This is a genomic window from Lentibacillus daqui (assembly GCF_027186265.1).
GTDB classification, from domain to species: Bacteria; Bacillota; Bacilli; order Bacillales; family Amphibacillaceae; genus Lentibacillus_C; species Lentibacillus_C daqui.
This window is the reverse complement of record NZ_CP114176.1, coordinates 3,160,936-3,187,102: the sequence shown is the minus strand read 5'-3', so window position 1 is coordinate 3,187,102 and position 26,167 is coordinate 3,160,936. Positions and strand designations below refer to the sequence as shown.

Below are 26,167 nucleotides of genomic sequence, written 5' to 3'. Positions count from 1 at the left end.
GGTAAAATCATCCTGTATAAAAATAAATTTACGAAAATTGGCTATTTATAAGAAGCTGATCAATGGATAGAAACCATACCTATATATAAATCTAAGTTCCCAAAATAGGATGGCTTAAAAGGAGTGATAAGGTGTCACAGCCTATTTTAGAAATTAGCGGATTAAAGACTTCCTTTTTTACAGACGATGGCGAAGTTCCCGCGGTCGCTGATGTAAATTTTTCTATTAAACCAGGAGAAATTCTGGGCGTGGTTGGCGAATCGGGTTGTGGAAAGAGTGTTACTTCGTTGTCTGTCATGGGTCTTGTGCCTCCACCGGGAAAAATCATAGCGGGGGACATTCGCTTTAAGAACGAGGAACTAACCAAGGCTACGGAACGGCGGATGCGGCAGATTCGCGGCAATGAAATCGCAATGATATTTCAAGAGCCGATGACATCGTTGAACCCGGTGTTTACAATTGGTTCGCAGCTGATCGAAGGCATCCAGCTGCATAAACAACTTTCCAAGAAGGAAGCAGCAAGTCGGGCGGTGCAAATGTTGGAGAAAGTTGGCATGCCAAGAGCAAAACAGCTTATGAAGGAATATCCGCATCAACTTTCAGGGGGGATGCGTCAGCGTGTCATGATTGCCATGGCCATGGCATGTGAACCGGAGTTACTGATTGCAGATGAACCAACGACGGCACTGGATGTCACCATTCAAGCACAAATCCTCGATTTAATGAAGCGATTGAATGAGGATTCAAACACATCCATTCTATTAATCACACACGATCTTGGCGTTGTTGCCGATGTGTGTGACCGCATCGTTGTCATGTATGCAGGTAAAGTAGTGGAAGAAGGTAATGTGCGTACTATTTTTAAAAACCCGCAACATCCCTATACAGAGGGGCTGATTCAGTCGGTGCCCAATATGTATGTCAAAAAGGAACGGCTTTATTCGATTCCAGGAAATGTGCCAAAACCAGGGTCGGTACAACATGGATGTCTCTTCGCCCCGAGATGTCGATACGCATTTGACCGCTGCACGGATGAGAATCCAGAGTTGCTGGAAACAGAAGATGGTCATCAGGTGCGTTGTTTTCTTCATGAGAAACATAAGCAGGAGGTCACAACATGAGCGAGACATTATTGGAAGTACATAATCTGAAAAAATATTTTCCGATCACGGGTGGTGTGTTTGGACGAAAAATTGGAGAAGTCAAGGCGGTTGACGGGGTTTCTTTTTCCCTGAAGAAAGGTGAAACACTTGGTTTGGTCGGGGAATCGGGTTGCGGCAAATCAACGACAGGACGGATGTTGCTGCGCTTGATTGAGCCTAGTGAGGGATCTGTGAAATTTGAAGATCGAACATTAACAGATGTTTCCAAAGGGGAAATGCGCAAGTTTCGCCGGGATATGCAAATGGTGTTTCAGGATCCGTATGCATCGCTTAATCCACGCCATACGGTTGGAAAAATTATCGAGGAGCCGTTGAAAGTACATGGGATGGGCGATGCAAAGGAACGAAAGAAAAAGGTGCGTGAACTATTGGAGACGGTTGGTTTAAGCAGTTATCACGAAAAACGCTATCCCCATCAGTTTAGTGGGGGACAGCGGCAACGGGTGGGAATTGCCAGGGCTTTGGCGGTGCAGCCAAAATTGATTGTCGCTGATGAACCTGTGTCTGCACTTGATGTTTCCATTCAGTCACAAGTATTGAATTTGTTGAAAGATTTGCAGGAAGATTTTGACTTGACATATGTGTTTATTGCCCATGACCTCAGTGTTGTCCGGCAAATCAGCGATCGTGTCGGGGTGATGTATCTTGGGCGTCTCGTGGAATTAGCGGATAGCACCGAACTGTATGAAAATCCGAAACATCCGTATACACAGGCCTTGTTGTCAGCTGTGCCGATCCCCGATCCTGATTACGAATCAAACAGAACCATTCTGGAGGGGGATGTCCCGAACCCGGCTAATCCGCCTGCAGGTTGTGCCTTTCATACAAGATGCCCGCTGGCGATGGATATTTGCAAATCGGTTCGCCCTGTATTCGGGGAGAACGAAACCAATCACTATGTTGCTTGCCATCTCTATACAGGGGAAGGAAAAGAAAGTCCCGTTTTAGCGGATAGCAAGTGAATATAGATAAAACAAAATGATGGAGGGGGAAACATGAAAAAGTCGTTATTATTTTTTATTGGAGCCATTGTTATGGTGTCTATTGCCCTTGTCGGTTGTTCTTCGGATTCCGATAGCAGTGGAAGTTCCGGAAATTCCGGCGGGGATAGTACACAAGATACGTTGATCTACGGACGTGGTGCCGATGCTACACGGCTTGATCCGGCAAGGGTAACGGACGGTGAGTCGCTGAAGGTAACGCAACAGGTCATGGAGACGCTGGTTAATTTTAAACCGGGTACGACCGATCTGGAACCGGGACTCGCGACTGACTGGGAACAAAAAGATGATGGCAAGACATACGTTTTTCAATTACGTGAAGACGTGAAATTTCAAGACGGAACTGATTTTAATGCCGATGCGGTCGTTTACAACTTTGAACGCTGGCAAAACGGAAGCAGCGAGGATAACTTTGCCTACTATCCTTCCATGTTTGGCGGTTTTGGCGACGATAGTGTGATCAAGGATGTGGAAGCGGTGGATGATCATACGGTGGAAATACACTTAAAAACGCCTTTTGCTCCGTTTTTGAAAAACCTGGCGATGACACCATTTGCGATTGGTAGTCCTGATGCTTTGGAAAACGGCAATTTTGAGAAAGAACCGGTTGGAACCGGACCGTTTGCATTTGATAGTTGGGAGAAAAACAGCAAGATTGTACTGAAGAAAAACGAGGATTACTGGAACGAGGGAAAACCGAAGCTCAATCAAGTTATTTTCCAGGTGATTCCGGATAATGCTTCTCGGTTAAACGCACTGAAAAATGGCGAAATCGATCTAATGGATGGCGTCAACCCATCTGATGTAGCGTCCATTGAAAAGAATGATGCACTCACGATTTGGAACCGCCCACCTTTAAATCTGGGCTATCTCGGCTTTAATGTAGAAGAGGAGCCGTTTGATGATAAAGCCGTACGTGAAGCGTTGAGTTATGCTGTTGATAAAGATGCGTTGGTGGATGCTTTCTACGCTGGTAATGGGGAGTCCGCAAAAAATCCAATGCCACCAACGATTGATGGGTTTAATGATGACATTGAACCTTACGAATTTGACCCGGACAAAGCAAAAGAGAAATTGGCAGATGCCGGTTATCCAGATGGATTTGAAATGGAATTATGGACCATGACCAACCCGAGGCCATATCTGCCGCAGCCAGAAAAGATTGCCGAAGCGATTCAATCCTCCTTTGGTAAAGCGGGTGTCGATGTAAAAATCAAAACAATGGAATGGTCCACTTATATTGAAAAACTGACCGACGGCGAAAGTCCAGCTTTCCTGATGGGTTGGACCGGAGATAATGGAGATGCTGACAACTTCCTTTATTCGTTGCTTGATGAAGATAGTATTGGAAGCAACAACATGTCACGCTATGCCAACAAGGACGTGCATAAGTTATTGAAGGACGCGCAGACAGAACCGGATGATGATAAACGGATGGATCTTTACAAGGAGGCACAAGAGATTATACACGAAGAGGCTCCATGGATTCCATTGGTCTATGCGGAGGAACCTTTGGCCGGGAATGCGGATATGCAAGATTATCAGCCAAACCCGACCGGAAGTGAACCGTTCGATGAAGTCAGCTTTAAATAAGAAAAAAGCTGGAGGTGCTCGTTTAGCGGGGGAATGTGAAGTTTGTTACTATTCCCGGGAGCCGGTGATGACTGTCGTTGACGTAAGCTGAACAAGTTGAATTTTTACATCATTAAAGTTAGCTGGGGGGAACTGCTCCCCCTGGTTTTTCAAAAGAAAGGGGTGGGTTCATCATGATGTCTTATACGATTCGCCGGTTTTTGATGCTCATTCCAGTTTTGTTTGGGATGTCCATTATTGTCTTTTCGATTGTTCGAGCAATTCCTGGCGACCCAGCCCAAACTATTCTGGGCACGAAAGCATCTCCTGAAGCCATTGCCAACTTGCGAGAGAGTTTAGGACTGGATAATCCTTTTTTTGTTCAGTATGGTACGTACATAAAAGACTTGTTGACAGGCGATCTTGGCACTTCCATTCGCACAGGAACGCCAATCAATGAGGAAATTTGGACGGCGTTGGCCGCTACTGCAGAACTGACGATTGTCGCGATGATTATTGCAATTGTCATCGGCTTGAATGCAGGCGTCATCAGTGCCTGGTTTCGCAACTCCTGGTTCGATTACGTCATCATGGTGTTAGCGTTAGTAGGGATATCGATGCCGATTTTCTGGCTAGGGTTAATGTTACAGTATCAATTTGCTGTCGATTTGGGATGGCTTCCAACTAACGGCCGGGAAGATATTCGAAATCCGATTGATGCAATTACGAACTTTTTCCTGATTGATACGTTAATACACGGCAATTTCAGTCAATTCATGGCCGCTGTCAAGCATCTTTTATTACCTGCGATTGCACTCGGTACGATTCCAATGGCGATGATTGCAAGGATGACGCGGTCAAGCATGCTTGGTGTCATGGGCTCCGATTATATACGTACTGCACGTGCGAAAGGTCAAAAAATGTTCTGGGTCGTTTACAAGCATGCCTTTAAGAACGCATTCATTCCTGTTTTAACTGTTATTGGGATTCAATCCGGATTGCTTTTGGGCGGTGCCATTCTAACAGAGACCATTTTCGGATGGCCCGGGATTGGCCGTTATATCTATGATGCCATTCAATCCAGGGATTATCCGGTTGTCCAGTCCGGTATTTTAGTTATCGCAACGATCTTTGTTTTAATCAACTTGATTGTGGATCTCTTATATGCCGTATTTGATCCAAGAATTAAATATCGTTAGAGGAGGGAAAAGATGGGACAGATGCAAACAGAACCGGGGAATGCTCCAGTTCAGACAAAGGAAACGGACAAGATTTCCTCTCCTATCAACGACATTTGGCGTGTCTTTCGCAAAAATAAATTGGCCCTTGTTGGTGCTGGTATCCTGGCTTTCTTTATATTACTGGCTTTGTTTGCTGGAATGCTTGCACCAGAGGGAATCGATGACCAGAAAGTAAACCAGCCTGAAGAATTGTTGCATTCACCATCCGGAGCGTACTGGCTGGGAACAGATGAGTTTGGACGTGACATTTTGAGTCGAGTGATGTACGGCGCACGACTGTCCCTATGGGTTGGTTTTTCTTCTGTTGTCGGGTCGGTGATTGTCGGCGTGATTTTAGGAATTCTTGCAGGGTATTACGGGCGCTGGCTGGATATTCTTATTTCACGGATTTTTGATATTATGCTCGCTTTCCCAAGTATTTTATTGGCTATTGCCATTGTTGCGATGTTAGGGCCGTCGCTGCAAAACGCTTTGATCGCCATTGCCCTCGTCAACGTCCCGATTTTTGGAAGGTTGATCCGCTCCACCGTCCTTAGCCTAAAAGAGGAAGAATATGTCGAAGCGGCCCGATCGATCGGGATGCGGGATTCCCGTATTTTGTTTCATCATATTTTGCCAAACAGTCTCGCTCCGATAATCGTACAGGGAACTTTGAGTATTGCAACGGCGATTTTGGATGCAGCAGCACTCGGATTTCTTGGACTTGGGGCACAGCCACCAGATCCGGAATGGGGAAGAATGCTTGCTGATTCCAGAAATCTGATTCAAGAGGCTCCGTGGACGGTTATCTTTCCAGGGATTTGTATCATGTTGACTGTTCTTGGGTTTAATTTAGTGGGCGATGGACTGCGTGATGCGCTGGATCCGAAAATGAAGACGTGATATGGTGCTTGTCACTTTCCGAATGATGTCGTATGTTGTTGAATAAAAATGGGTTTTTGCGTAGGTCAAAAAAAGCTTGAATGAAGGTTTAAGTTATATTTCTCCTTAGATGTTCATCGGTTATGTAGGATGGCTGGGAGCTGAATGAAGCGGCAAAGCGACACAGAAACTGAACTCCTGTGTCGCTTTCTCATGCTTCATCTTTAGGCCACAAATCATTGTTAAATCGTTCTTTACTGTAACCAGCTAAGGTCCAAATTAGTAACGCATTCTTTCTTTTGCCGCCTGTCTGTTTAATTAATAAATTGGTATTGGGTTTATTAACTGCGTTGGTTAAAGGCGTACTGCCAATTCCTGGATTTTTCCACATGTTGTCGAATACAGAATAGGCCGGCCTTTTAAAAAGAGTAAGGCACTATAAAAAAACTGTGATATATACAACAAAATTTGTTCTTAATATAGGACGTGCGGACGTGGGTTACTGGAATATCGTTTTAAAATGGGCCTTGGAACATGAGCTTATTTCCCTCTTATGTTAATGTCATGCTTGGATGATACTCTCAATTTTGAAAACCCTAATCAACGTTTGAACCATTTATCCATCAAGAAATGAAACGTCGCATTATGAAAAATAATCGTGTACCAAAGTATAGTATTACAAGCGAAAGATATCATGCTTACTTCTTTTTCGACAAATGCCTGTAATGGAAGCTCGCAAATCAAAAACGTGATTCCCAGTGCAATTGCTAAAACCTCGATATAATAACGAAATTTAAAGAAATCCATCCCAAATACCCCTTTCTTTTCTGGAAGTAGGTTGAGGACATGACTTGCGTTGATTCTCTGTATTATCTAAAAATGATTTAAAAAATAGAGGGTAGACTACGATAAAGGTAGTCACGGAAGGATAAACACCCTTTTTAATTAATTTAACACAATCTTTCCTACTTTTGAATTGTTTGCTCACAAGATCATTTTTTAGCTGATATTATCACAAATATTCAAACATGGATGAAATATCGACAAAAAGTGTTGCTGGGCCTCACTGAATAACATAGAGCCAGCGTAATCGGCTGAGAAGGGCTGTAACGAGCTTTGCCCTTTAGCTTGTTCTGCTTTAACATACTAACTATCGGTCAACAAAGTTTGGCATGAAATTTAGTATATAGAAGGTTATGTAAATCTTTTATTATTGAAAGGGTGTTCACAGGAATCATGACGTCATTATTAAAGAAAAGGATAGCCCTCATAAGCATAGGTATTTTATTAATGCTAGTGGGTTGTCAAGGAGGATCTGCCGATAAAAATTCAAAAGAAGGAAATAATGAGGCAACTAATATTAAAGAAATTGTTGGAATTGAGCCAGAATCAGGAACGATGAATATCGCAAAAGAAACACTTGAATCGTACAACTTGGATGTGGAATTAACTCCGAGCTCGGAACCAGCGATGGTAAAGGAATTGCAACATGCGATTGAAAAAGAAGAACCGATCGTTGTTACACTCTGGCAACCACATTGGATGTTTAGCGAATATGATTTAAAATTTCTGGAGGACCCAAAAGGAACACTGGGTGAATCTGAAAGCATACATACAATGGTTCGACAAGGTCTTAAGGATGAACATCCATCAGCCTATCAGTTTTTAGACAACTTCTATTGGGAAGTGGAAGACATGAATGAAGTGATGGCGAAATTCGGACAAGACGATGATGTTGAACCGCAAGAAGCAGCTAAAGAATGGATCGAAAACAACCGAGATAAAGTGGAGTCCTGGACAGAAGGCATTGAACCTGTTGATAACGAGACAATCGAACTAGCCTATACGAATTATGATACAGAACTTTCATCGACGAATGTAGTTACCCTTGTTCTTAAAGAGTTGGGCTACAATGTCAAATTGACATCGCTTGATATGGGTATCGCATTTGAAAGTCTTTCCAAAGGGGAGATAGATGGTATGTTAATTGCCTGGCTCCCTGTAGGTGCTGCTTCCTATTATGAGCAATATAAAGACGAGAACGATGACTTGGGTCCCAATTTGGAAGGCGCTCAACAAGGTTTTGTTGTACCAGAATATATGGATATTGATAGTATCGAAGACTTGCCAACTAAGTAAACGAATAAATTATATGAAACCGCCTTATTAACAAAATCGATAAAAACTTCGTATCCCAAGCATTACTTGTGATACGGGTTTTTCTTGGCAATCCATTGGTAGCATGCACACCTTGACCATGTTGTGCTGGCTGAATTGCTATAGAGGTTCACTAAAACAACGGTTAGAACCAGTTAAGCGGGGATGAGTTTGTATTTTCAAAGATGTGTTTGACTTCCGTATATTCCTCAAGTCCTTGTTTCCCTAATTCTCGGCCAATGCCGGATGATTTATAGCCTCCCCATGGCGCCTGAGCGAAATAGGGCGTGAAAGTCGTTGATCCAGACCGTTCCCATCCTTAAGCGCTACCTAATACACGCGTGCTATGGGGTGGCTGAACCTTTGCATTGGGGTTGATGTAATGTTTTGCCTGGCTGATGGCAACAGGCGCTTCACCAAATCCGGACGATGACATTTTCATCTTCTATTCGTATGTTGAAACTCGGAATCCTTTTATCCGGATTGGCAAGCATTCGCCCGTCGTTTTTAATATCAAATTCTCTACCATGCCAGGGACAGCGGATAATTTCACCATGATGGCAGTAATCGTAGTCACCTGGTTTGCTACTGGCGGTCGTTGCTCCGTACATTATCCCTTTATCAAGTGGAGCTGATGCCAGCGCTGTCGCCATTTCATACCACCCATGCATGGAGGAAGGGGACGGATCTAAGGCACCAGTCAAAATACCAATGTCATGACCGATTTCGTCCAACAGCTGTTCCTGCATGAATCCTAAGTCTGTTCCTGCTGGCCGGCCATCGGAAAGCATTGCATCAGCCCGGTCGACTCCGGCAACGGTCGGCTGCGTATAAGGCATATGTTTTTCCTGCACCCAGTACAGTTTTTGATGTAATGTCTAAACGGCTCATCCAGCCTATCAACAATATCGCTGTATTGAACGCGTTCGTGAATATCCGTATCGACAATTGCCATTTTATTTTGATCCATAAAAAAACCTCCTTGTAATTATTTTCAAACAATTAAGATAGTATCAGAATTAGTTTAGGAACGTCAAACCCGCTTACAGTCGATGAGTGGCATTTAGCTCGCTCAGTGAACCGCAGTGACGTCCAGTGACGCCCAGTGCAACATTTTAGGTGCCGCTTCCCGAATTTTGTCATATGTTGTCGAATAGTGGGTTGTTTGTACCAAAATGAAAGAATCGGCCTGGCCCTGTAGAAAAAAGCACAAAAAAGGGCACCAGTTAGTCCCCCTTTTTTGTATAACTCATATCAATATTTTATTTTAAAAAAACTGTGCGAGAACAGTCCCTGCGTTGGTGCCTTAACGTAATATCTTTATCGTCGCGGTGTCTGTCGCCGATACTTTTTTACAAGCCAATCAATACGGCCATCATCCAGCCCGAACCGTAATAAATCATGAACTGGGCACCTGAGCCAACCCCCAGAATCCGGTTCAGTAAACCGCCAACCGTCGCAATGGTGAATGTGACTAATAGCCCTGTTATTTGACCTTCATAATAGGCAATCACACAAACGATGGCAATAAACATGCCGATGATTGCCTCCTGGCTAATATATTTCATAATAAAGACAGTTGCTTTTCGTGAAAAATTCATAATAAATGGGTAAGCAATGAATGCCCCAACAATAAGTCCAATCAAACCGTAAACGAAAAAATCACCCATTGACATAAGATGATGCAAATTATGATCGACCGAAAATACCGGTGGTGCATTAAATAACGCTGCGGCTGGTCCTAATGCCATAGGGCTTAAGGGCAAGCCAAAGGCAATTAACGGAATGAGCGTTTCCGCTATGTAGGTCGATTCGGTTACACCGTTCATGACGGAAAGGGTTGTTGTTGCCTTTTTGTAGGTACCCTTTATTTTTGAGCCAATTAATTCACCCATAAGCGCAGTCATGCCGGTTGGACTGAATGTAAAAGTAAATGATGTGATAAATGCGGCTATGGAACCAGCCACTTTCTGTAAACCGGTTAAAATGCGAAATGGATTCGGGAAATAGCCGGACCAGGATTTAATTTCCGGAGCCAGATTGTAGTCCTGCGGTTCAGCGCGGGTAACACTTTTTCTGGCTGTTGATGACAGGGCAATAAGTATATCGGAAAACATCGGTCCAATCGCAATTCCCAAAAAGAAACTGATAGACAGATTTTTATCCAATACTTCAAAGCTGACCAGATTTAATCCTTGTATTAAAAAGGCAAAAGGAATGATCAGCAGAACGCTCACCCACTTACCTTTTGAAAAATATGCAATAATTACTGCCGCAACAGCAAAAATGACACCTGTATATGTTTCAAAAAAATCAGCGAATTGTCCAAGAAACTGAGCGAATAAAAGGGCCACCGGAAAAGCAATCAGCGCACCAATAATACCACCTGAGATCATTTTTCGTAAGGCAATATGTGGGACCCCCAATTTTCTCAGTGTTTCTGCATAGTCAAGCATGGGTACCATCATTGTATCTCCGGGGATACCCATTAGTGCTGTTGGTGCTGCATGTGACAAGTGTTTAGAGATAACAGCAGCCATAAAAAATGAAAAGACAGCAACAGGTGGTGCTCCAAGCAGGATGACCAATAAGGTGAACGGAACCATTGTCGCCGTTTCATCTGATCCGGAAATGAGGCCGATAAGTGTAAATAACACGCCACCGACGATTGCCAGTACAATGGAAATAAGTAATGTACTCATTTGCTGCCTCCTTTGTCAGTGGGAATGAATATGTCTTTGATTTTCAAATCCTCCATTTCCTTCCTTGTTACTGGATCATGTTCAATGACATCCATTTCTTCCTCGAAGTTCACTTGCAAGTCATTTAGAATTCCTTGTGCATCATCGGCTGTGATTTCAGTCTCCGTTAATACACGTTTTGGTTTAAATAAAATGGCTGAAAGAATGAGAGCCAAAACACATCCGGCAATTCCTGCAAGCAGGGAATAGGAAGAAACCATTGATTCGTCAGCTATTTTTGGAAACACAGCCTGTCCAGCTAAAAATCCGCCCAGACCAAGTACGACGCTGATAATAATAGAAAAAATCACGTGTACGGGTAAAACGGTGTCGCCGAGTATCTCCACATAGCGATCGGGAACTTGTGATGTATTGCCATTTCGGGTTGTGTCTCCATCTTTATTTTGCTTCATGTTATCACTCCTCCTGTATTTCATTTTTTATTGCTAGAATATGGTCATAGCTTACATTCCCATCTTCAATAGCACGTTTTACGATAATATCGATTAGGTTCTCATTCGCGCCGGCCATAGCTGCCAAATTTCTTCCGTGTAATGCCATATGTCCTTTTTGGATGCCATCTGTTGCCAGTGCTTTTATTGCCACAAAATTCTGGGCTAATCCTGTTGCAGCGATTACCCCGGCAAGTCTGCGGCGGATTGGACATTCATTATCTTCAATGACAGGCTGGCAACAGGGTTAGCCTTGGTACCACCGCCAATTGTTTCATTTTTAAAGCGTGCCCGTACTCTTACCAAACGCCGATCAGCCAGATTGGAAATAATACGCAGGTTTACCTTGCCTTCCGTAATTAATTCTACCATTGGTGCAACAGCTTCAGCCATTGTATTGACCGCATTTGCCCCCATTGCGTCTTTCGTATTCACTAAAAGGTGCAAGATGAGCATCGTACCTTTTGTTGTCTCCGTCATGTTAACCTCAATGTCCTTTGCCCCGCCACCAAGATATTTTGGAGCAAATAATTCGTTAAAAATATTTTATTGAAAAATATTTTACAAAGTCGATTATTTTTGCTATAGTTAGGACAAATCAAATGGAAAGCGAGATGATATGGAAATTTATGATACCGCTTTCAATATTATATTGCATAGCGAAAATGCTAGAAGCAAGGTAGTGGGGGCATTGAAATGGGCACGTAAAAATTGTTTTGATCAAGCAAAGGGGATGATAGAAGATAGAAGAGGCAGATAATAGGTTAATAGATTTGCGAGAAAGCAATATTAAATAATAGAAAACTAGAAAACCATTCTTGAAATATAACATTTGGAGGGATGAACATGTATAACGTATTAGTAGCATGTAGTGCAGGAATGTCAACTAGCATGTTGGTGCAAAAAATAAAAAAAGCTGCTGAAGAACAGCAGATTGATCTGTCCATTGAGGCTGTTTCTATGAACGAAGGAAAAATGCTAGCCAAAAAGAATCATTATGACTTGCTGTTGTTAGGACCACAAGTTGCTTTTATGAAAGATGACATGATGCAAGTGGCAAATGGCAAATTCCCGGTTAACGTTATTAATCAAAAGGATTATGGGATGATGCGAGCTGACAACATCTTAAAAGATATTATTCAAACGGTGGATGAGCAGCGTAAGTAGAACCTTTTTCAAGGGAGAGAGCGCGTGATGAATAATCTAGCTAATAATATAGCGAAATGGCTGATGCCCGTTGCAACTAAATTTTCCAATCAACGTCACTTAGGTGCGATTCGTGAGGGGTTTATTACCATTATCCCTTTAGTTATTGTGGCATCCTTTTTTATACTAATCAACAATGTTATTTTAGATCCGGAAAATGGAATGCTAGCAAATGTTGTTGATTTAAGCAAGTATAGTGCGATAGGTGATCAGGTAACAAATGGAACCCTTGGCATTTTATCCATTTTAATCGCCTTTACAATCGCCTACAAATTAGCTGTTAGTTATGATGAAGATGGAATTATTCCTGGTGTTATGGCTGTTGCGGTGCTTGTAACCATGTTACCAAATGCCATCGATATTATTCCTGAGGGTAGCGAGGAAGCTGTTAAAGCAACCGGGATATTAAGTCAAGATCAAACATCAGCAACAGGACTATTGTTTGCTATCCTCGCAGCCCTGTTAGGCACAGAAGTATTCCTACGATTAAAAAGGAAGAAAAAGTTACGAATAAAATTACCTGACACGGTACCACCTGAAGTAGGTAAATCATTTAGCGCGCTTATTCCAGCTTTTCTTACGTTAACGATATTTGCGTGTTTGGTGTTTGTATCGAATGCCTTATTTGGTTTTGGCCTGCAGGAAATGGTTACAAGAGCTATTCAAGCCCCGTTGAATTTGGTTGTTCAAAGTAGATTTGGAATCAACATTATTATGTTCTTTCAAAATTTATTATGGTCGGTTGGGATACATGGAACTTTTGTACTCGGACCAATCAAAGACCCGTCCCTATTAGCAGCTATTCAAGAAAATATCAATGCGCTTAAGGCAGGAACGGACATTCCTAATATTGTAACGAAACCATTTATTGATAGTTTTGCTATGCTGGGCGGTGGAGGATTTACGATCGGACTGGTTATTGCTATTTTTATTGCTTCCCGACGGAGCGATTACCGTGAAGTTACTAAATTTGCTGCTGTACCAGGATTGTTTAATATTAATGAACCCCTAATGTTTGGATTGCCGGTTATTTTGAATCCGATTTTAGCGATTCCACTCATTATTGTACCGATCGTAAACTTAAATATTGCTTACTTAGCGACATCGTTAGGGCTAATTTCCAAAACCGTTGCATATATCCCGTGGACAACACCGCCTATTCTCTCGGCGTTTTTAGCAACTGCGGGTGATTGGCGGGCTGCGGTACTTGCGGCTTTGTTAATTGTAATCTCCGTTATTATCTATCTACCGTTCGTGATGGCAACGAATAGAATGGCGGAATTGGAAAAAAGTAAATCGTTCAATGATGATCACACAGTTGGAGGAACACCATGACCAAAGTAATTATTTGTGATTTAGATGGAACACTGTTGAGGGAAAATGGCCAACCGGCTCCTGAAACAGTAGAAATAGTTAGACGCTTTATCGATAGTGGCGGTATATTTATGATAGCCACTGGTCGATTAGATCATGACATTGTATATATAGAGGAAAAACTAGGTGTTCGTGGCGCATATCGTATCAGTCAAAATGGTGCGGTAATCAAAAATCAAGCCAACGAGATCATATGGAAACAAGAAATAGATGTCATAACAGCGATAGAAATAGTGAAGATGTTAAATAAAAAAAGTCCTCGGGTGGAAATATCCGACGCTGATCATCGTTATTTCCCCACCCCCAGAGGAACGGATGAAGTTGGTGAATTCGTTGATCAATCGATTGTTGACTCAAGTTTTGTCGCAAAAATTGGAAAGACTATCTTCCCGACAATCTTGTTAACGTTTGGGGGAAACTTTGAAAATATAACACAATATATTCGAGCAAATTACGGTCAGATGGTTGATGTTATCATGACGAGTCCAAGTACGCTTGAGATTCTATCAAAGGGCGTTTCCAAAGGTGCAGCGCTTGAAAAGATATTGCAGAAACTGCCAATGATAGGTGAAGTTTGTGCCATCGGTGACTCGGAAAATGACATTTCCATGTTTGAAATAGCAGACTATGCCTATGCTATTTCTACTGGTAAGGCAAACGTACAACAAGCAGCTGATGAAGTTTATCCAACTGTTGACGATTGTATATATGCCTTTATGGAAAAGTAATGAAAAAACGAGGTGTTCTTTTTGAAAAAAATCTTATATATTCCTTTAGATGAAAGGCCTTGTAATTATGTATATCCCCAGCATTTAGTAAATACACGGAATGATGTACAATTGATTTTCCCCCCAAGAGAAATACTAGGAAATAAAAAGGAAGCTGCAGATGTAGACCGGCTCTGGGAATTTGTTTTCGCAAACGCCAGCAAGGTGGAGGGTATCGTACTTTCCGTTGAAACGCTTGTATATGGGGGATTGCTTCCATCACGGTTACATCATTTATCAAATAATGATCGGGAAAAACGCATGGCTATGTTTCGGCAATTGCGTGCGTTAAGCAAAGTCACCCCTATTTATGCATCTTGTCTCATCATGCGAACACCAAAATTTAATACCTCTGACGAAGAACCGGACTATTATGAGCTTTATGGAAGGAAACTTTTTCGTCGGGCCTATTTACAGGATAAAAAACAGCGTGTTGGTTTGGATGAACAGGAAGCAAATGAACTCACCCAAGCCAATGATTACATCCCGAAAACATGTATCAATGATTATGAATCCAGACGCCGATTTAACGTTCGGGTCACGCTTCATTTGCTGGAATTAGTGGATGAAGGGGTGATTGATTTTTTGTCGATACCACAAGATGACTCATCCATTTTTGGTTATACGGCTAGTGATCAGGAGATTGTATACAGTCGTATTGTCGAAAAACGCCTGCAATCAAAAGTACTGGTGTATCCTGGTGCAGATGAAGCAGGCTGTACATTAATTACCAGGATGTTGAACAAGTTATTGGACAGAAAGCCATCTATTTATTATTTTTACAGTTCAACAATTGCTCCGACTATTGTTCCTCTGCATGAAGACCGGCCAATGAATGAAAGTGTAAAGGCACACCTATTGGCTTCGGGATGTGAGGTAGCAAGCATGCCTGAAGCGGCAGATTTCATCCTGGCTATCAATGCGCCGGGAAAATTCATGGAGGAAGCAGTAAACCAAACAACAAAAGATATCACTTATAGTAGTTTTAGACAACTAGGGTTCTTTGTTGAGCAAATTCAAAAATGGGTACAATCAGGGAAACCAGTCGTGATCGCGGATAGTGCTTTTGCAAATGGTGGGGATCAAGAGCTCACCCAGTATTTGGATGATTATCAGATTTTAGAACACCTTCTTTCATTTAAAGGTTGGAACACGAATTGTAACACGCTGGGAACGTCCATTGCTGCAGGTGTATTTGGTTTTGACAGGCAAAATCAATCCGAAATCAAGAAGCATGTACTTTATCATATTTTAGATGATGTCTTTTATCAATCCCAGGTTAGGAAAAGAATTACGGATGAATTATTACCTGCTTTAAACGCAAATTATTTTGACCTAAACGACCAAGATCATGTCGTTGAGCAGGAAATTCAACAGCAAATCATGGAAGCATATAAGGGAATGATTAAAAAGAGCTTTAGAAATATGGTAATATCTGAATTAAAGGTGTATACTCCCTGGAGCCGCATGTTTGAGATTGGATTGGAACTAAACATCATAAATGAATAACAGGAATAGGGAGAAGGTGAATAGGTGAATGTATCAGATTTTCTAGTTCACATTAAAAGTGTATACCCTTCGTTAACAAAGCGTGAAAAAAAAGTGGCTGCATATATTTCCGAGAATTACAATAAAATTGTTTTCACTTCTTTGAATGAGTTTGCAAAAGAATGTGGGGTAGGGGAAGCAACTGTATTTCGGTTTTTTAAAAAGTTGGGATTTACTGGTTATCATGCGTTTAAAGTTGATATGGCCGAACAGTTGCGTCATCCGGAAAGAGACGATGTTCAATTAGAAACAGATCACACGTATCAAAATATTATTCAAATGCTGGATGATACGAAGCGTTTAACAAGTGTTGAAAAGTTAAAGCAGGTGGCTCAAACCATCGTAAACAGCCAGTCAATATATTTATTTGGAATTGGTTTTTCCGGTCTTGCCGCCCAAGGTGCCCAAATTAGGTTTATGCGATTGGGTTATAAGACTTTCGTGTTTTCCGATCCACACGCCCAATTAGTATCTTCTCACCTCATGACCGCAGACGATATGGCAATTGCGTTCAGTATTACCGGGGATACCATACAAACAATTGATTGGCTGCATACTGCTAAACAAAGCGGTGCAACAACCTTGGCAATCACGAATCATGCACGTTCCGATATTACAAAAATAGCTGATATGAACATTTATACAGCGGGGAAAGAGGTTGCCCAAGAAGGCAGTACTTTAGTAACGGAGATGTCACAGTTGTATGTTATTGAACAAATTTGTCACTATTTATATGAAATGGATTATGAACGAATTAATAAAGTAAAACAAAAAATAGCGGAATCTATTGATTAGTACGAGAAGATACAAAGGGACGGGGGAAACACACATGGGTACTTTTTATTCGGATCATGCCAATATTAGAAAGGTAGCGTATTTCATAACGACAAGCCCTGCCAAGAAAGAATGCGAAGATGCGCTTATGATTAATGATTCCCTTGGTATATATGGTGTATTGGATGGTGCAACCCCGATAGACGATTTTAAAGATGAAAATGGCCATAACGGGGCGTATTTAGCCGCCAACTTATTTAAGAACCACATTGAATCGTTAAAAGGGGTGACTCTTTTGCCTCATGAAATATTACAAGCCAATCAGTTATTAAACAGGACAATGGAGAGCTATGGTATCAATCAAAGCGAAAAAGATAAACTATGGTGTACATGCGTGTCGGCGGTGCAAATCAAAGAAGGCAATTTACTATATGCCAGTCTTGGCGACACAATGATCCTTACCTGTGATACGAATGGGAACGTCAATGTACTGACTGTTGATACCGTGAAAAACATTAGTGCTCGGGCACAGTTGAAAAGACATATGGATCGTTATCATGATACTGATATTCCGAAAGAAGATTATTTTAAAGACAAGCGAAACAGGATTTCCTACCATCGATATATGGCCAATAAGCCAAATGGTTACTCTGTTGCAAATGGAATGAAGGAAGTGAAAAATTATATTCAATATGGCATGTTGGATATAAGGAATTTAAAACATGTGCTGATCATGTCAGATGGTTTGTTTGACCCTAAAGGAGACCTGCGTCATGTGTACTGGGAAATTGCGGCGCACGGTCTGGAGGCATATGTTAGCAAACTGTCTGCCGACGAACGGGATAAGAAGATTTATTCTGATGATAAAGCTGCTGTTTTACTATCTTTTTGAGGGAGATCGGCTTCTTTAATATTTGGTACAACGTTTTCGGGATACACAGATGAAACAAGGTATCGCGAACGTCCTGATTTCGATTTAGTAAAGGCATTGGTAACCGAATTGAATACACCTATTATTGCTAAGGGTAATGTAGATACACCTGAACAAGCCAAAAGGTTATTGGGACGAACTTGGCGAAGTTTTTGTAGTGGTTGGGGGAGCAATTACAAGGCCACAATTGTTCAAAAAAAATTTGTGGAAGGCATGGGATAAAAAATGGATAAAATGTTTGGTGTTGATATCGGAGGGACAAAATGTGCTATTTCCCTCATACAAGAAGATGGAGTCATCTTAAAAAAGGAGATTATCCCTACCTTTTCTAATGAAAAAGGAGAAATTATTCTTAATAGAATTATAGACATTATACAAGAAATGGATGATTCAATTCAGCAATGTGTTGGCGTTGGAATTGGTTCTGCCGGTCAAATAAATGAAGATGGACGTGTTATTTCATCTACGGACACGTTTCAAAACTGGCAAGGTTTAAATATTCAAATGTATATGGAAAAGAAATTGTCCATCCCTGTAAAGGTTGTGAATGATGTACAAGCTATGGCTTTGGGAGAGGTAATGTTTGGAGCAGCAATCGGATCAAAAAACATGATTTGTCTTGCGCTTGGTACGGGGGTAGGAGGTGGTATTGTCATCGATGGTCGACTCTACCGAGGCCATCGTGGGGCTGCGGGGGAATTTGGACACCTTACACTCGTTCCGGATGGGCTTCCTTGCACTTGTGGAAGAAACGGATGTGTCGAGGCTTATTTATCGGGAAAGGCAATCGAGCGTGCCTATATGAAGGAGTCGGGAGTAGAATTAAAGGGATCTGAAGTGTTTTCTTTTGCTAAGCAAGGAGATCCTAAAGCGGAAAAAGTGGTAGATCGTTATATTTATTATCTGATCGTAACTATAAAATCGTTAATAACCATTTTTAATCCAGAAAAGGTGATTATTGAGGTGGTGTTGCTTATTCATTGTCGGAACTTTCCTCTAATATTACCAATGAACTGAAAGAAGAGGTAATGCCAATCAATCAAGGAGTCGAAGTTAAAATCTCAGAACTTGGGTCTGATGCAATGATTCTGGGGGCGGCCAGTCAGTTTATAAAATCAAAGTGAAGGTGGGAGGTTAATACACAAATACTTAAAGGTATATTTTTAGCTCAGACATTTGCCTTTTCAAAAAACTCCCCCTGCAGAAAACTCTGCAAGAAATATTCTGTTAGGTGACATTATAATGCGAAATTACTTTATGGAGGGTGTGCTAACTATGGGGAAGGTTTTAACTTTTAATCCTCGCAGTATAGGTGAAATCCCGACCATACAAACTCTTCCTACGCATATGTTGTTGGTTAAAGCCAATCCCTTAATTTCCAAAAATATAACATAACCATTAGTGACTTTACACATCAGTATTCAAACTAAAGGAGAATTTCATATGTTTGAAAATTATAATATGAATGAACTCAATGTATCCTCAACCGCTTATATTAATTGGCTGGAACAAATTATCGATTCTATTAATGATGGTATATTAGTTATAGATTCGAAGGGAATTGTACGGGTGATAAATGATGAATATACCAATATAACTGGGGTAAAGAAGGGAACGATCATTGGTAAAAAGCTGGTCGATGTCAGAAAAGGTGCTATTTTACCTAGTGTATTAAACGATGGTAAAAAAAGAACCGGAATTTATCGGCAAGAAGGGAATAGTAGATATGTTGTAGACATGGCACCGATCGATAGCGGGGAGCGGATGATAGGGGCAGTTTCCGTCCTTAAAAGTGTTACAGAAGTTGGTAAGCTCACCAAGGAACTGGCTAAAAGCAGAGAGGCATTAGGTAAACTAGAAAACACTGTTGGGGATATTTATAAAACCAGATATACGTTTGACGATATTATTGGAAAAAATGCTGGGTTGGAAAAAACTGTAGCTATTGCCAAGAAGGCTTCACACAGTAATTTGAATATACTTATCTGTGGCGAGAGTGGTACAGGTAAAGAACTGTTTGCTCATGCTATACATTATGAAGGCAAGCGTTCAGGCTATCCTTTTGTTCCGGTTAATTGTGCTGCAATTCCATCTTCATTGCTTGAGGCTGAACTATTTGGGTATGAGGAGGGTACCTTTACAAATTCCAAAAAGGGTGGGAAAATTGGATTGTTTGAACTTGCAAATAATGGAACTCTTTTTTTAGACGAGATAGGAGATATGCCTGTTGATCTGCAACCAAAACTACTTCGAGTATTACAGGATGGCCGAATTCGAAAAGTTGGAGGTTTAAGGGAACAGGAAATAAATGTTCAAGTTATTGCGGCTACGAATAAGGATCTTGAAAATATGACCCGGAAACAACGATTTAGAGCAGATTTATATTATCGAATAAATGGAATTCAAGTGGTTATTCCGCCATTACGAGATCGGAAAGACGATATTCATGTGTTAATCGATCACTTACTTCATCATACACATGAATTAAAGGAGATGAATGTAACTAACGATGCGATTTCTGCATTAATCCAGTACGATTGGCCAGGTAATACACGAGAATTTTTTAATGTATTTCAATACGCTATGAATATGACAGATAACGCTACTATTGAAATGGATCATTTTCCTGAGTTTCTTACAAGAAAGACTTCCTTACCAAATACATACCAAGAAAAAAGTCTGAAGGAAGTTCTAAAAAGAACAGAACAAGAAATTATTCAACAAACATTAAAAACGTATGGTTACACACTTGAAGGTAAGAAAAAGGCCGCCAAAAAGCTAGGGATTTCGTTAGCGACGTTATATAATAAATTATCAGAATGAATTCTATTTATTTGGAATAAATTCTAGAACATCATAATAATGATAGCGTTTTCAGTGGATCGATATGAGAAGTGATATAAAATGATGATGTTCTAATATTCTAGAACTAATTTTTCCCTAAGCCCGATTTATAGGCTTTTTCTTTTTGGCATAATTTTTGCATTTTTATACAAACAACATGTTTTTAAGGAGGAGTGCTATGTTAGCTTTATTTGGATTTCTTACAATTTTGATATTTTTAGTACTAATTTTAACCAAGCGAATGTCTGTAATTATATCTCTGATTTTAATCCCAATTGTGTTTGCTTTAATAGGAGGATTTGCTTCTGATTTGGGGCCCATCATGTTGGAGGGGATTCAGGGGGTTGCGCCCACCGGAATTATGTTATCCTTCGCGATTCTTTACTTCGGTATCATGAGTCAAGCAGGATTATTTGATCCGATTATTTCCCGGACTTTACGGCTGGTTAAAGGTGATCCAACTAAAATTGCCATAGGGACTGCAGTTGTAGCAATGTTATCACACTTAGATGGTTCTGGTGCTTCGACCTTTTTAATTACGATTCCCGCATTCCTGCCATTATACGATAAACTTGGAATGAAACGAATTGTGTTAGCAGGAATTGTTGCCTTGGGGGCTGGGGTTATGAATTTGCTTCCATGGGGTGGGCCAACTGCCAGGGCGGCCAGTGCGTTAAAAATCGATGTTAGTACAGTATTTAATCCAGTTATCCCGGCAATGATTGTGGGAATAATTTGGGTACTGATTGTGGCCTACTTACTAGGCAAGAACGAACGTAAGAGGATAGGGATTAAACAGATTACCTATGATTATCAAGAGGAATTGTCCAAGGAGGAAATATCCTTAAAGCGTCCAAAACTATTTTGGTATAACCTCATATTAACCATTATTGTCATTATAGCTTTGGTGCGAGAATGGCTTCCATTGCCTATTGTTTTTATGGTTGCCTTTGCTATCGCTCTTTTAATGAATTATCCAAATCCAAAGTCTCAGCAAGAACGAATTGCTTCCTTAGCACCAAATGTTATAACAGTTGCTATGATTATTTTTGCTGCTGGGATCTTTACAGGGATATTATCAGGGACGGGAATGATCGATGCTATGGCAGAAGCAATGATTTCAATGATCCCACAAAGTCTGGGAGGATCGATGGCTGTCATTATTGGGATTCTAAGTATGCCCCTAAGTTTATTGTTCACACCAGACTCCTTCTATTTTGGGGTGTTGCCAGTGATTAGCCAAACAGCCTCGGCATATGGGATTGAAGGAGCAGAAATGGCTCGTGCAGCAATTTTGGGTCAAATGACAACTGGTTTTCCAATTAGTCCTTTGACGGGTTCCACATTTTTGCTGGTAGGATTAGCCGGAGTGGATTTAGGCGATCATCAGCGTTTTATTTTTAAATGGGCTTTTGGAACATCGGTTATTATGACAATCATCGCAGTTATTACGGGAGTTATCCCTTTATAAACTTCAAAAAAACATGGGAGGAATAAATTGATGCTAAGAATAGGAACTGGAGCAGGGTTTTCGGGTGATCGTCTTGAACCTGCCGAAATATTATTAAAGCATGCTGATTTAGATTACTTAGTATTAGAATGCCTTGCGGAAAGAACAATTGCACTTGCCCAACAGCGAAAATCTCACGATGCTAATGATGGATATGATCCTTTACTAGAGAAAAGGATTCGCAGGCTATTACCATTATTGCTGAAAAAAGGTGTACGACTAATTACAAATATGGGAGCTGCTAACCCTATTGCCGGTGCAGAGAAAATAACTGAAATAGCAGATGAGCTAAATCTTCCTTGTAAAGTAGCTGCTGTAACCGGGGATGATGTAGTGGATAAAATTGATAAAAATGCAACAGATTGGGAAAACAACCGAAAATTATCATCTTATGAGCCGATTATCTCAGCTAACGCTTATTTAGGGATTGATGCAATATTGCCCGCTCTTGAAACAGAATCAAATATTATTATAACAGGCAGGATTGCTGATCCATCTCTTTTTTTGGCTCCCCAAGTTTATCATTTTAAGTGGTCAAAAACGGACTATCAAAGGTTAGGTCAAGGGACAGTCAATGGTCATTTATTAGAATGTGCTGGTCAAATCAGCGGGGGATATTTTGCAGATGGATATAAAAAGAAAGTGGAGAATCTAGCTCATATTGGCTTTCCGTATGCTGAAATAGATTCAGATGGTCGGTCCATTATAAAAAAAGTAGAGGGGACAGGTGGTTTAATTGATCTACGGACGGTAAAGGAACAATTACTGTATGAAGTTCACAATCCAGCTGAATATATAACACCAGATGTGATAGCTGATTTTAGCTCTGTACAACTGAAGGAAATAGGGAAAAACCAAGTTGAAGTACGGAATGGATGTGGAAAAAAAAGACCAGATTTACTTAAAGTATCCCTGGGCTACCATGCAGGTTTTTTGGGAGAGGGGGAGATTTCGTACGCGGGGTCTGATGCGGTAGAACGCGCCAAAATTGCCGGTAAAATATTAAAAGAAAGATTGTCGGAACAAATACCTGACTTGCGTATTGATTTTATTGGTTTATCCTCGGTACACAGAGCACAATTTAAAGAGAAGAGTAGACCTTATGAAATTAGGGTTCGTGCGGCAGGGTATCATTACTTAAGAGATATGGCAGAATTAATTGGAGAAGAGGTAGAATCTTTATACCTAAATGGTCCATCAGGCGGTGGAGGTGCTCGAAAAAAGGTTACTGAACAAATAGGGGTAGTTTCCACCTTTGTTCCTAGAGACCAAATAGAAACAATGGTGAATATAAAGGAGAGGAAATGGAAGAAATGAAATTATTAGATATTGCCCACAGCAGGGCAGGGGATAAAGGAGATAAGCTAAGTCTTTCACTCATTCCTTATAACGAGGAGGATTATGAATGGTTATGTGAAAATATCACAGCGGAAAAAGTTAAGTCCCATATGAAGGATATTATACTAGGAAAAGTTACTCGGTATGAGGCACCCAATATAAAGGCATTGAATTTTGTCTGCCATAATAGTTTAATGGGTGGGGTAACGACATCACTAGCAATGGATACGCATGGGAAGAGTTTGAGTAGTGCGCTTTTGGAAATGGAAATTGACAGAATAGATCTGTAAGAAAAAACGCTGATTTTGAAATTTTCTATCCAATGAAGGCTATCCTAACGGGTAGTCTTTTTCTGTTTTTTAAAAGGTGTGCGGTGTTAGGTGAACCACATAGAAGCGGTTCATAAGGATTTATTTCGTATATAGCTGTATATGAATATAACATAGTACTCTTTGTATCCATTTTATAGCATCAAAATTGGAAGAACAATCAAAGACTGCAACTTCTTTTTTATTGAAGGCGTGAATTGCGGTTTAATGCTTGCATCAATCTGTATGTCCTAAAATATTTAATTATAGACAAAAACTTGTTGAAAGCTGTTTCATTTTCTTGTATAATAACCCTAAATCGATTTACTAAACCGTTTTAGTAATGAGAAAGAGGAATATAAAATGAAAAAAGCAAGTATTGCAGATGTAGCTAAAGCAGCAAATGTATCTAAGAGTACTGTTTCTCAATATTTAAATAAACGCTTCAATTATATGGGGGAAAACACGAAAAATCGAATTAAAGCGGCAATAGAAGAGTTGAATTACCAACCAAATTATATAGCCCGTAGTTTGAAGCAAAAGAAAACATCTACTATAGGTGTGATTGTTGCGAATATACTGCATACCTTTTCGACCCAAATTATTCGATCCATCGAGGATTATTGCCAATCGAATCAATTTCATGTCATCGTGTGCAATGCGGATGATGACCCGGAAAAAGAAAAAAATTATATTGACATGCTAAGGGCGAAACAAGTTGATGGTCTCATTATATTTCCTACCGGGGAAAATCTTAATTTATATCAAGAGTTAATAAATGAAAATTACCCGCTTGTTTTCATGGACCGTCTTAGTCCGAATGGGGAAGGTTGTTCCGTCTTGTTGGATAACGAAAAGGCAAGTTCTCTCGCTGTTCAGCATTTAATTGATGAGGGGATACATGAGATTGGAATGGTAACAACCTCATATAACCAGCACCTGACACCTCGGTTTGAACGGGTGGAAGGGTATCGAAAGGTTATGGCGGAAAATGGTTTAATCGTTCAGGATGATTGGATCATTCATACAGAAATAAGCGAAATGAAGGCCGCGATTAAACATTTGTTGCAATCATCTCATCCTCCTAAAGGGATCCTTGCAGGTAATGACTTGACGTTGATGGAGATACTTAAATTTTTTAAGGAAGAGAACGTAAAAATTCCAGATGATATTGCTCTTGTTGGTATTGACGAAGTTCCGTTTGCTTTAGCATTCCATCCAACAATTACAACAGTTGCGCAACCTACATTTGAAATGGGAACGAAAGCTGCAAGTTTGTTACTTCAAAAAATTAACAAAACTGATGCGGAATTGGAACAGTCGGTGTATCGATTTGAGCCAAAATTACTTATTCGAGAGTCGAGTAGTGGACACATACAGGAAAAGAGGGGGATTTGATGCTGAAGGATGTGGTAACTATCGGGGATGCCATGATAACTTTTGACCCGATTACCAAGGGGCCATTGAGGTATGTACATTCCTTTGAACGAAAAATTGGTGGGGCAGAACTTAATTTTGCTATTGGATGTGCCAGATTAGGGATACAAACTGGATTCATTAGCCGGATTGGCAACGATGGGTTTGGTCAATATATTTTTAATTTTATTCGTGGAGAAGGAATCGATATCTCACAGGTTAAACTAATAGATGGGTATCCCACTTCGATCAATTTCAAGGAGATTTTAGAGGACGGATCTGGTAGGACATTTTATTATCGGGATCGTTCCCCAACAGAAGCGCTGACAAAAGACAGTATCGATGAAGATTATCTTAAAAATACGAAGATCCTTCATATAACAGGTGTATTTGCAGCGATCGATCCGAAAAACATGTCTATTTTAGAACATACCGTACAACTTGCTAAAAAACATGGCGTAAAGGTCTCACTCGATCCAAATATTCGCTTGAAATTATGGAGTATCGATGAGGCAAGAGCGAACTTGTTAAAACTATTACCATATGTCGATTTTGTCTTTTCTGGGGAAGAAGAAGCAAGATGGCTATTTGGTGATAAATCAATCGAACAATATATCACTATTTTTAAAGAGTATGGTCCAGACCACATTGTGATTAAGCGTGGGGAAAAGGGGGCAACCGGCTATGCTAATGGAGAATTACGAAACGTTACTGCCAAACAACCAAAAAAAGTAGTGGACACTGTAGGTGCAGGCGATGGATTTAATGCTGGTTATATTTATTCCTATTTGCACGGATATAGTTTAGAACAATCATTGGAATTTGCGAATACGATCGGTTCGATGGTTGTAACTGTTGCAGGAGATAATGAAGGTCTTCCATATTTGGATGATGTTCTGATGCACATGGGGAAAAGAAATTATATTGAAAGATGATAGAAATACATTTTCATTTTAAGAGGTG

27 protein-coding genes and 1 pseudogene are annotated in these 26,167 nt (G+C 40.6%); 20 read left to right on the top strand and 8 right to left on the bottom strand.

What is annotated here, in order from left to right:
* Positions 1-131 precede the first annotated feature (131 nt).
* The 5 genes from O2S85_RS15975 to O2S85_RS15955 all read left to right on the top strand — a co-directional run bounded on the left by O2S85_RS15975 (position 132) and on the right by O2S85_RS15955 (position 5,859).
* Entirely contained in the window at positions 132-1,121 is a 990-nt protein-coding gene (locus tag O2S85_RS15975; RefSeq protein WP_269410290.1) for an ABC transporter ATP-binding protein, read from the top strand.
* The gene (locus tag O2S85_RS15970) at positions 1,118-2,125 is read left to right on the top strand and encodes an ABC transporter ATP-binding protein (protein ID WP_269410289.1); all 1,008 of its coding nucleotides are present in this window, start codon (positions 1,118-1,120) and stop codon (positions 2,123-2,125) included. Before O2S85_RS15975 ends, O2S85_RS15970 begins: the two co-directional genes overlap by 4 nt.
* 33 nt (positions 2,126-2,158) lie before the next feature.
* Positions 2,159-3,757, top strand: a complete 1,599-nt coding sequence (locus tag O2S85_RS15965) for an ABC transporter substrate-binding protein (RefSeq protein WP_269410288.1) — start codon at positions 2,159-2,161, stop codon at positions 3,755-3,757.
* Positions 3,758-3,930: 173 nt separating this feature from the next.
* On the top strand, positions 3,931-4,935 hold the full coding sequence (locus tag O2S85_RS15960; protein WP_269410287.1) for an ABC transporter permease: 1,005 nt from the start codon (positions 3,931-3,933) through the stop codon (positions 4,933-4,935).
* A gap of 12 nt (positions 4,936-4,947) precedes the next feature.
* The gene (locus O2S85_RS15955; protein ID WP_439649412.1) at positions 4,948-5,859 is read left to right on the top strand and encodes an ABC transporter permease; all 912 of its coding nucleotides are present in this window, start codon (positions 4,948-4,950) and stop codon (positions 5,857-5,859) included.
* Between the two features lie 190 nt (positions 5,860-6,049).
* On the opposite strand, the gene O2S85_RS15950 is transcribed toward O2S85_RS15955, so the two are convergent.
* Together O2S85_RS15950 and O2S85_RS15945 are read right to left on the bottom strand one after the other, a co-directional pair.
* Positions 6,050-6,229 (bottom strand): hypothetical protein, encoded by a 180-nt coding sequence (locus O2S85_RS15950; RefSeq protein WP_269410286.1) that lies wholly within the window; start codon positions 6,227-6,229, stop codon positions 6,050-6,052.
* Between the two features lie 209 nt (positions 6,230-6,438).
* A complete protein-coding gene (locus tag O2S85_RS15945) occupies positions 6,439-6,645 on the bottom strand; it encodes a hypothetical protein (protein ID WP_269410285.1) in 207 nt (68 codons plus the stop codon).
* A 483-nt stretch (positions 6,646-7,128) separates the two neighbouring features.
* On the opposite strand from O2S85_RS15945, the gene O2S85_RS15940 reads away from it, so the two are divergent.
* On the top strand, positions 7,129-7,977 hold the full coding sequence (locus O2S85_RS15940) for a glycine betaine ABC transporter substrate-binding protein (protein WP_269410284.1): 849 nt from the start codon (positions 7,129-7,131) through the stop codon (positions 7,975-7,977).
* Positions 7,978-8,140: 163 nt separating this feature from the next.
* Here O2S85_RS15940 and O2S85_RS15935 read toward each other — a convergent pair.
* The 6 genes and pseudogenes from O2S85_RS15935 to O2S85_RS15910 all read right to left on the bottom strand — a co-directional run.
* A pseudogene (locus O2S85_RS15935) lies at positions 8,141-8,321 on the bottom strand (aldehyde dehydrogenase family protein); the annotation flags it as partial.
* 87 nt (positions 8,322-8,408) lie between these two features.
* A complete protein-coding gene (locus tag O2S85_RS15930; RefSeq protein WP_269410283.1) occupies positions 8,409-8,834 on the bottom strand; it encodes a Rieske (2Fe-2S) protein in 426 nt (141 codons plus the stop codon).
* A 513-nt stretch (positions 8,835-9,347) separates the two neighbouring features.
* On the bottom strand, positions 9,348-10,697 hold the full coding sequence (locus O2S85_RS15925) for a tripartite tricarboxylate transporter permease (protein WP_269410282.1): 1,350 nt from the start codon (positions 10,695-10,697) through the stop codon (positions 9,348-9,350).
* On the bottom strand, positions 10,694-11,149 hold the full coding sequence (locus tag O2S85_RS15920) for a hypothetical protein (protein ID WP_269410281.1): 456 nt from the start codon (positions 11,147-11,149) through the stop codon (positions 10,694-10,696). The genes O2S85_RS15925 and O2S85_RS15920 overlap by 4 nt, the downstream gene beginning before the upstream one ends.
* Before the next feature lie 4 nt (positions 11,150-11,153).
* Positions 11,154-11,342 carry a hypothetical protein gene (locus O2S85_RS15915; protein ID WP_269410280.1) on the bottom strand — a complete coding sequence of 63 codons (189 nt, stop codon included), beginning with the start codon at positions 11,340-11,342 and terminating at the stop codon, positions 11,154-11,156.
* A 29-nt stretch (positions 11,343-11,371) separates the two neighbouring features.
* On the bottom strand, positions 11,372-11,668 hold the full coding sequence (locus O2S85_RS15910; RefSeq protein WP_269410279.1) for a hydroxymethylglutaryl-coenzyme A reductase family protein: 297 nt from the start codon (positions 11,666-11,668) through the stop codon (positions 11,372-11,374).
* Positions 11,669-12,034: 366 nt separating this feature from the next.
* Here O2S85_RS15910 and O2S85_RS15905 point away from each other — a divergent pair, with 366 nt between their 5' ends.
* The 14 genes from O2S85_RS15905 (at position 12,035) to O2S85_RS15840 (ending at position 26,139) form a co-directional block, all read left to right on the top strand.
* Positions 12,035-12,355: a PTS sugar transporter subunit IIB gene (locus O2S85_RS15905; protein WP_269410278.1), complete on the top strand. Its 321-nt coding sequence runs from the start codon at positions 12,035-12,037 to the stop codon at positions 12,353-12,355.
* Positions 12,356-12,382: 27 nt separating this feature from the next.
* Entirely contained in the window at positions 12,383-13,729 is a 1,347-nt protein-coding gene (locus O2S85_RS15900; protein ID WP_269410277.1) for a PTS sugar transporter subunit IIC, read from the top strand.
* Positions 13,726-14,496, top strand: coding sequence for a Cof-type HAD-IIB family hydrolase (locus O2S85_RS15895; protein ID WP_269410276.1), 771 nt, complete (start codon positions 13,726-13,728; stop codon positions 14,494-14,496). The genes O2S85_RS15900 and O2S85_RS15895 overlap by 4 nt, the downstream gene beginning before the upstream one ends.
* A gap of 21 nt (positions 14,497-14,517) precedes the next feature.
* A complete protein-coding gene (locus O2S85_RS15890) occupies positions 14,518-16,044 on the top strand; it encodes a DUF4127 family protein (RefSeq protein WP_269410275.1) in 1,527 nt (508 codons plus the stop codon).
* Positions 16,045-16,068: 24 nt separating this feature from the next.
* Positions 16,069-16,878 (top strand): MurR/RpiR family transcriptional regulator, encoded by an 810-nt coding sequence (locus tag O2S85_RS15885; protein ID WP_269410274.1) that lies wholly within the window; start codon positions 16,069-16,071, stop codon positions 16,876-16,878.
* 34 nt (positions 16,879-16,912) lie between these two features.
* Positions 16,913-17,749 carry a protein phosphatase 2C domain-containing protein gene (locus O2S85_RS15880; protein WP_269410273.1) on the top strand — a complete coding sequence of 279 codons (837 nt, stop codon included), beginning with the start codon at positions 16,913-16,915 and terminating at the stop codon, positions 17,747-17,749.
* An 18-nt stretch (positions 17,750-17,767) separates the two neighbouring features.
* Positions 17,768-18,010 (top strand): beta/alpha barrel domain-containing protein, encoded by a 243-nt coding sequence (locus O2S85_RS15875; RefSeq protein ID WP_269412615.1) that lies wholly within the window; start codon positions 17,768-17,770, stop codon positions 18,008-18,010.
* Positions 18,011-18,013: 3 nt separating this feature from the next.
* A complete protein-coding gene (locus tag O2S85_RS15870; RefSeq protein ID WP_269410272.1) occupies positions 18,014-18,805 on the top strand; it encodes an ROK family protein in 792 nt (263 codons plus the stop codon).
* A 426-nt stretch (positions 18,806-19,231) separates the two neighbouring features.
* Complete coding sequence (locus O2S85_RS15865) at positions 19,232-20,611, top strand: sigma-54 interaction domain-containing protein (RefSeq protein WP_269410271.1); 1,380 nt, start codon at positions 19,232-19,234, stop codon at positions 20,609-20,611.
* Positions 20,612-20,810: 199 nt separating this feature from the next.
* Positions 20,811-22,103 (top strand): CitMHS family transporter, encoded by a 1,293-nt coding sequence (locus O2S85_RS15860; protein WP_269410270.1) that lies wholly within the window; start codon positions 20,811-20,813, stop codon positions 22,101-22,103.
* Between the two features lie 30 nt (positions 22,104-22,133).
* Positions 22,134-23,459 (top strand): acyclic terpene utilization AtuA family protein, encoded by a 1,326-nt coding sequence (locus tag O2S85_RS15855; RefSeq protein WP_269412614.1) that lies wholly within the window; start codon positions 22,134-22,136, stop codon positions 23,457-23,459.
* Complete coding sequence (locus O2S85_RS15850; RefSeq protein WP_269410269.1) at positions 23,447-23,770, top strand: AtuA-related protein; 324 nt, start codon at positions 23,447-23,449, stop codon at positions 23,768-23,770. Before O2S85_RS15855 ends, O2S85_RS15850 begins: the two co-directional genes overlap by 13 nt.
* 381 nt (positions 23,771-24,151) lie before the next feature.
* The gene (locus O2S85_RS15845) at positions 24,152-25,186 is read left to right on the top strand and encodes a LacI family DNA-binding transcriptional regulator (protein ID WP_269410268.1); all 1,035 of its coding nucleotides are present in this window, start codon (positions 24,152-24,154) and stop codon (positions 25,184-25,186) included.
* On the top strand, positions 25,186-26,139 hold the full coding sequence (locus O2S85_RS15840; RefSeq protein WP_269410267.1) for a sugar kinase: 954 nt from the start codon (positions 25,186-25,188) through the stop codon (positions 26,137-26,139). Before O2S85_RS15845 ends, O2S85_RS15840 begins: the two co-directional genes overlap by 1 nt.
* Positions 26,140-26,167: the final 28 nt, after the last annotated feature.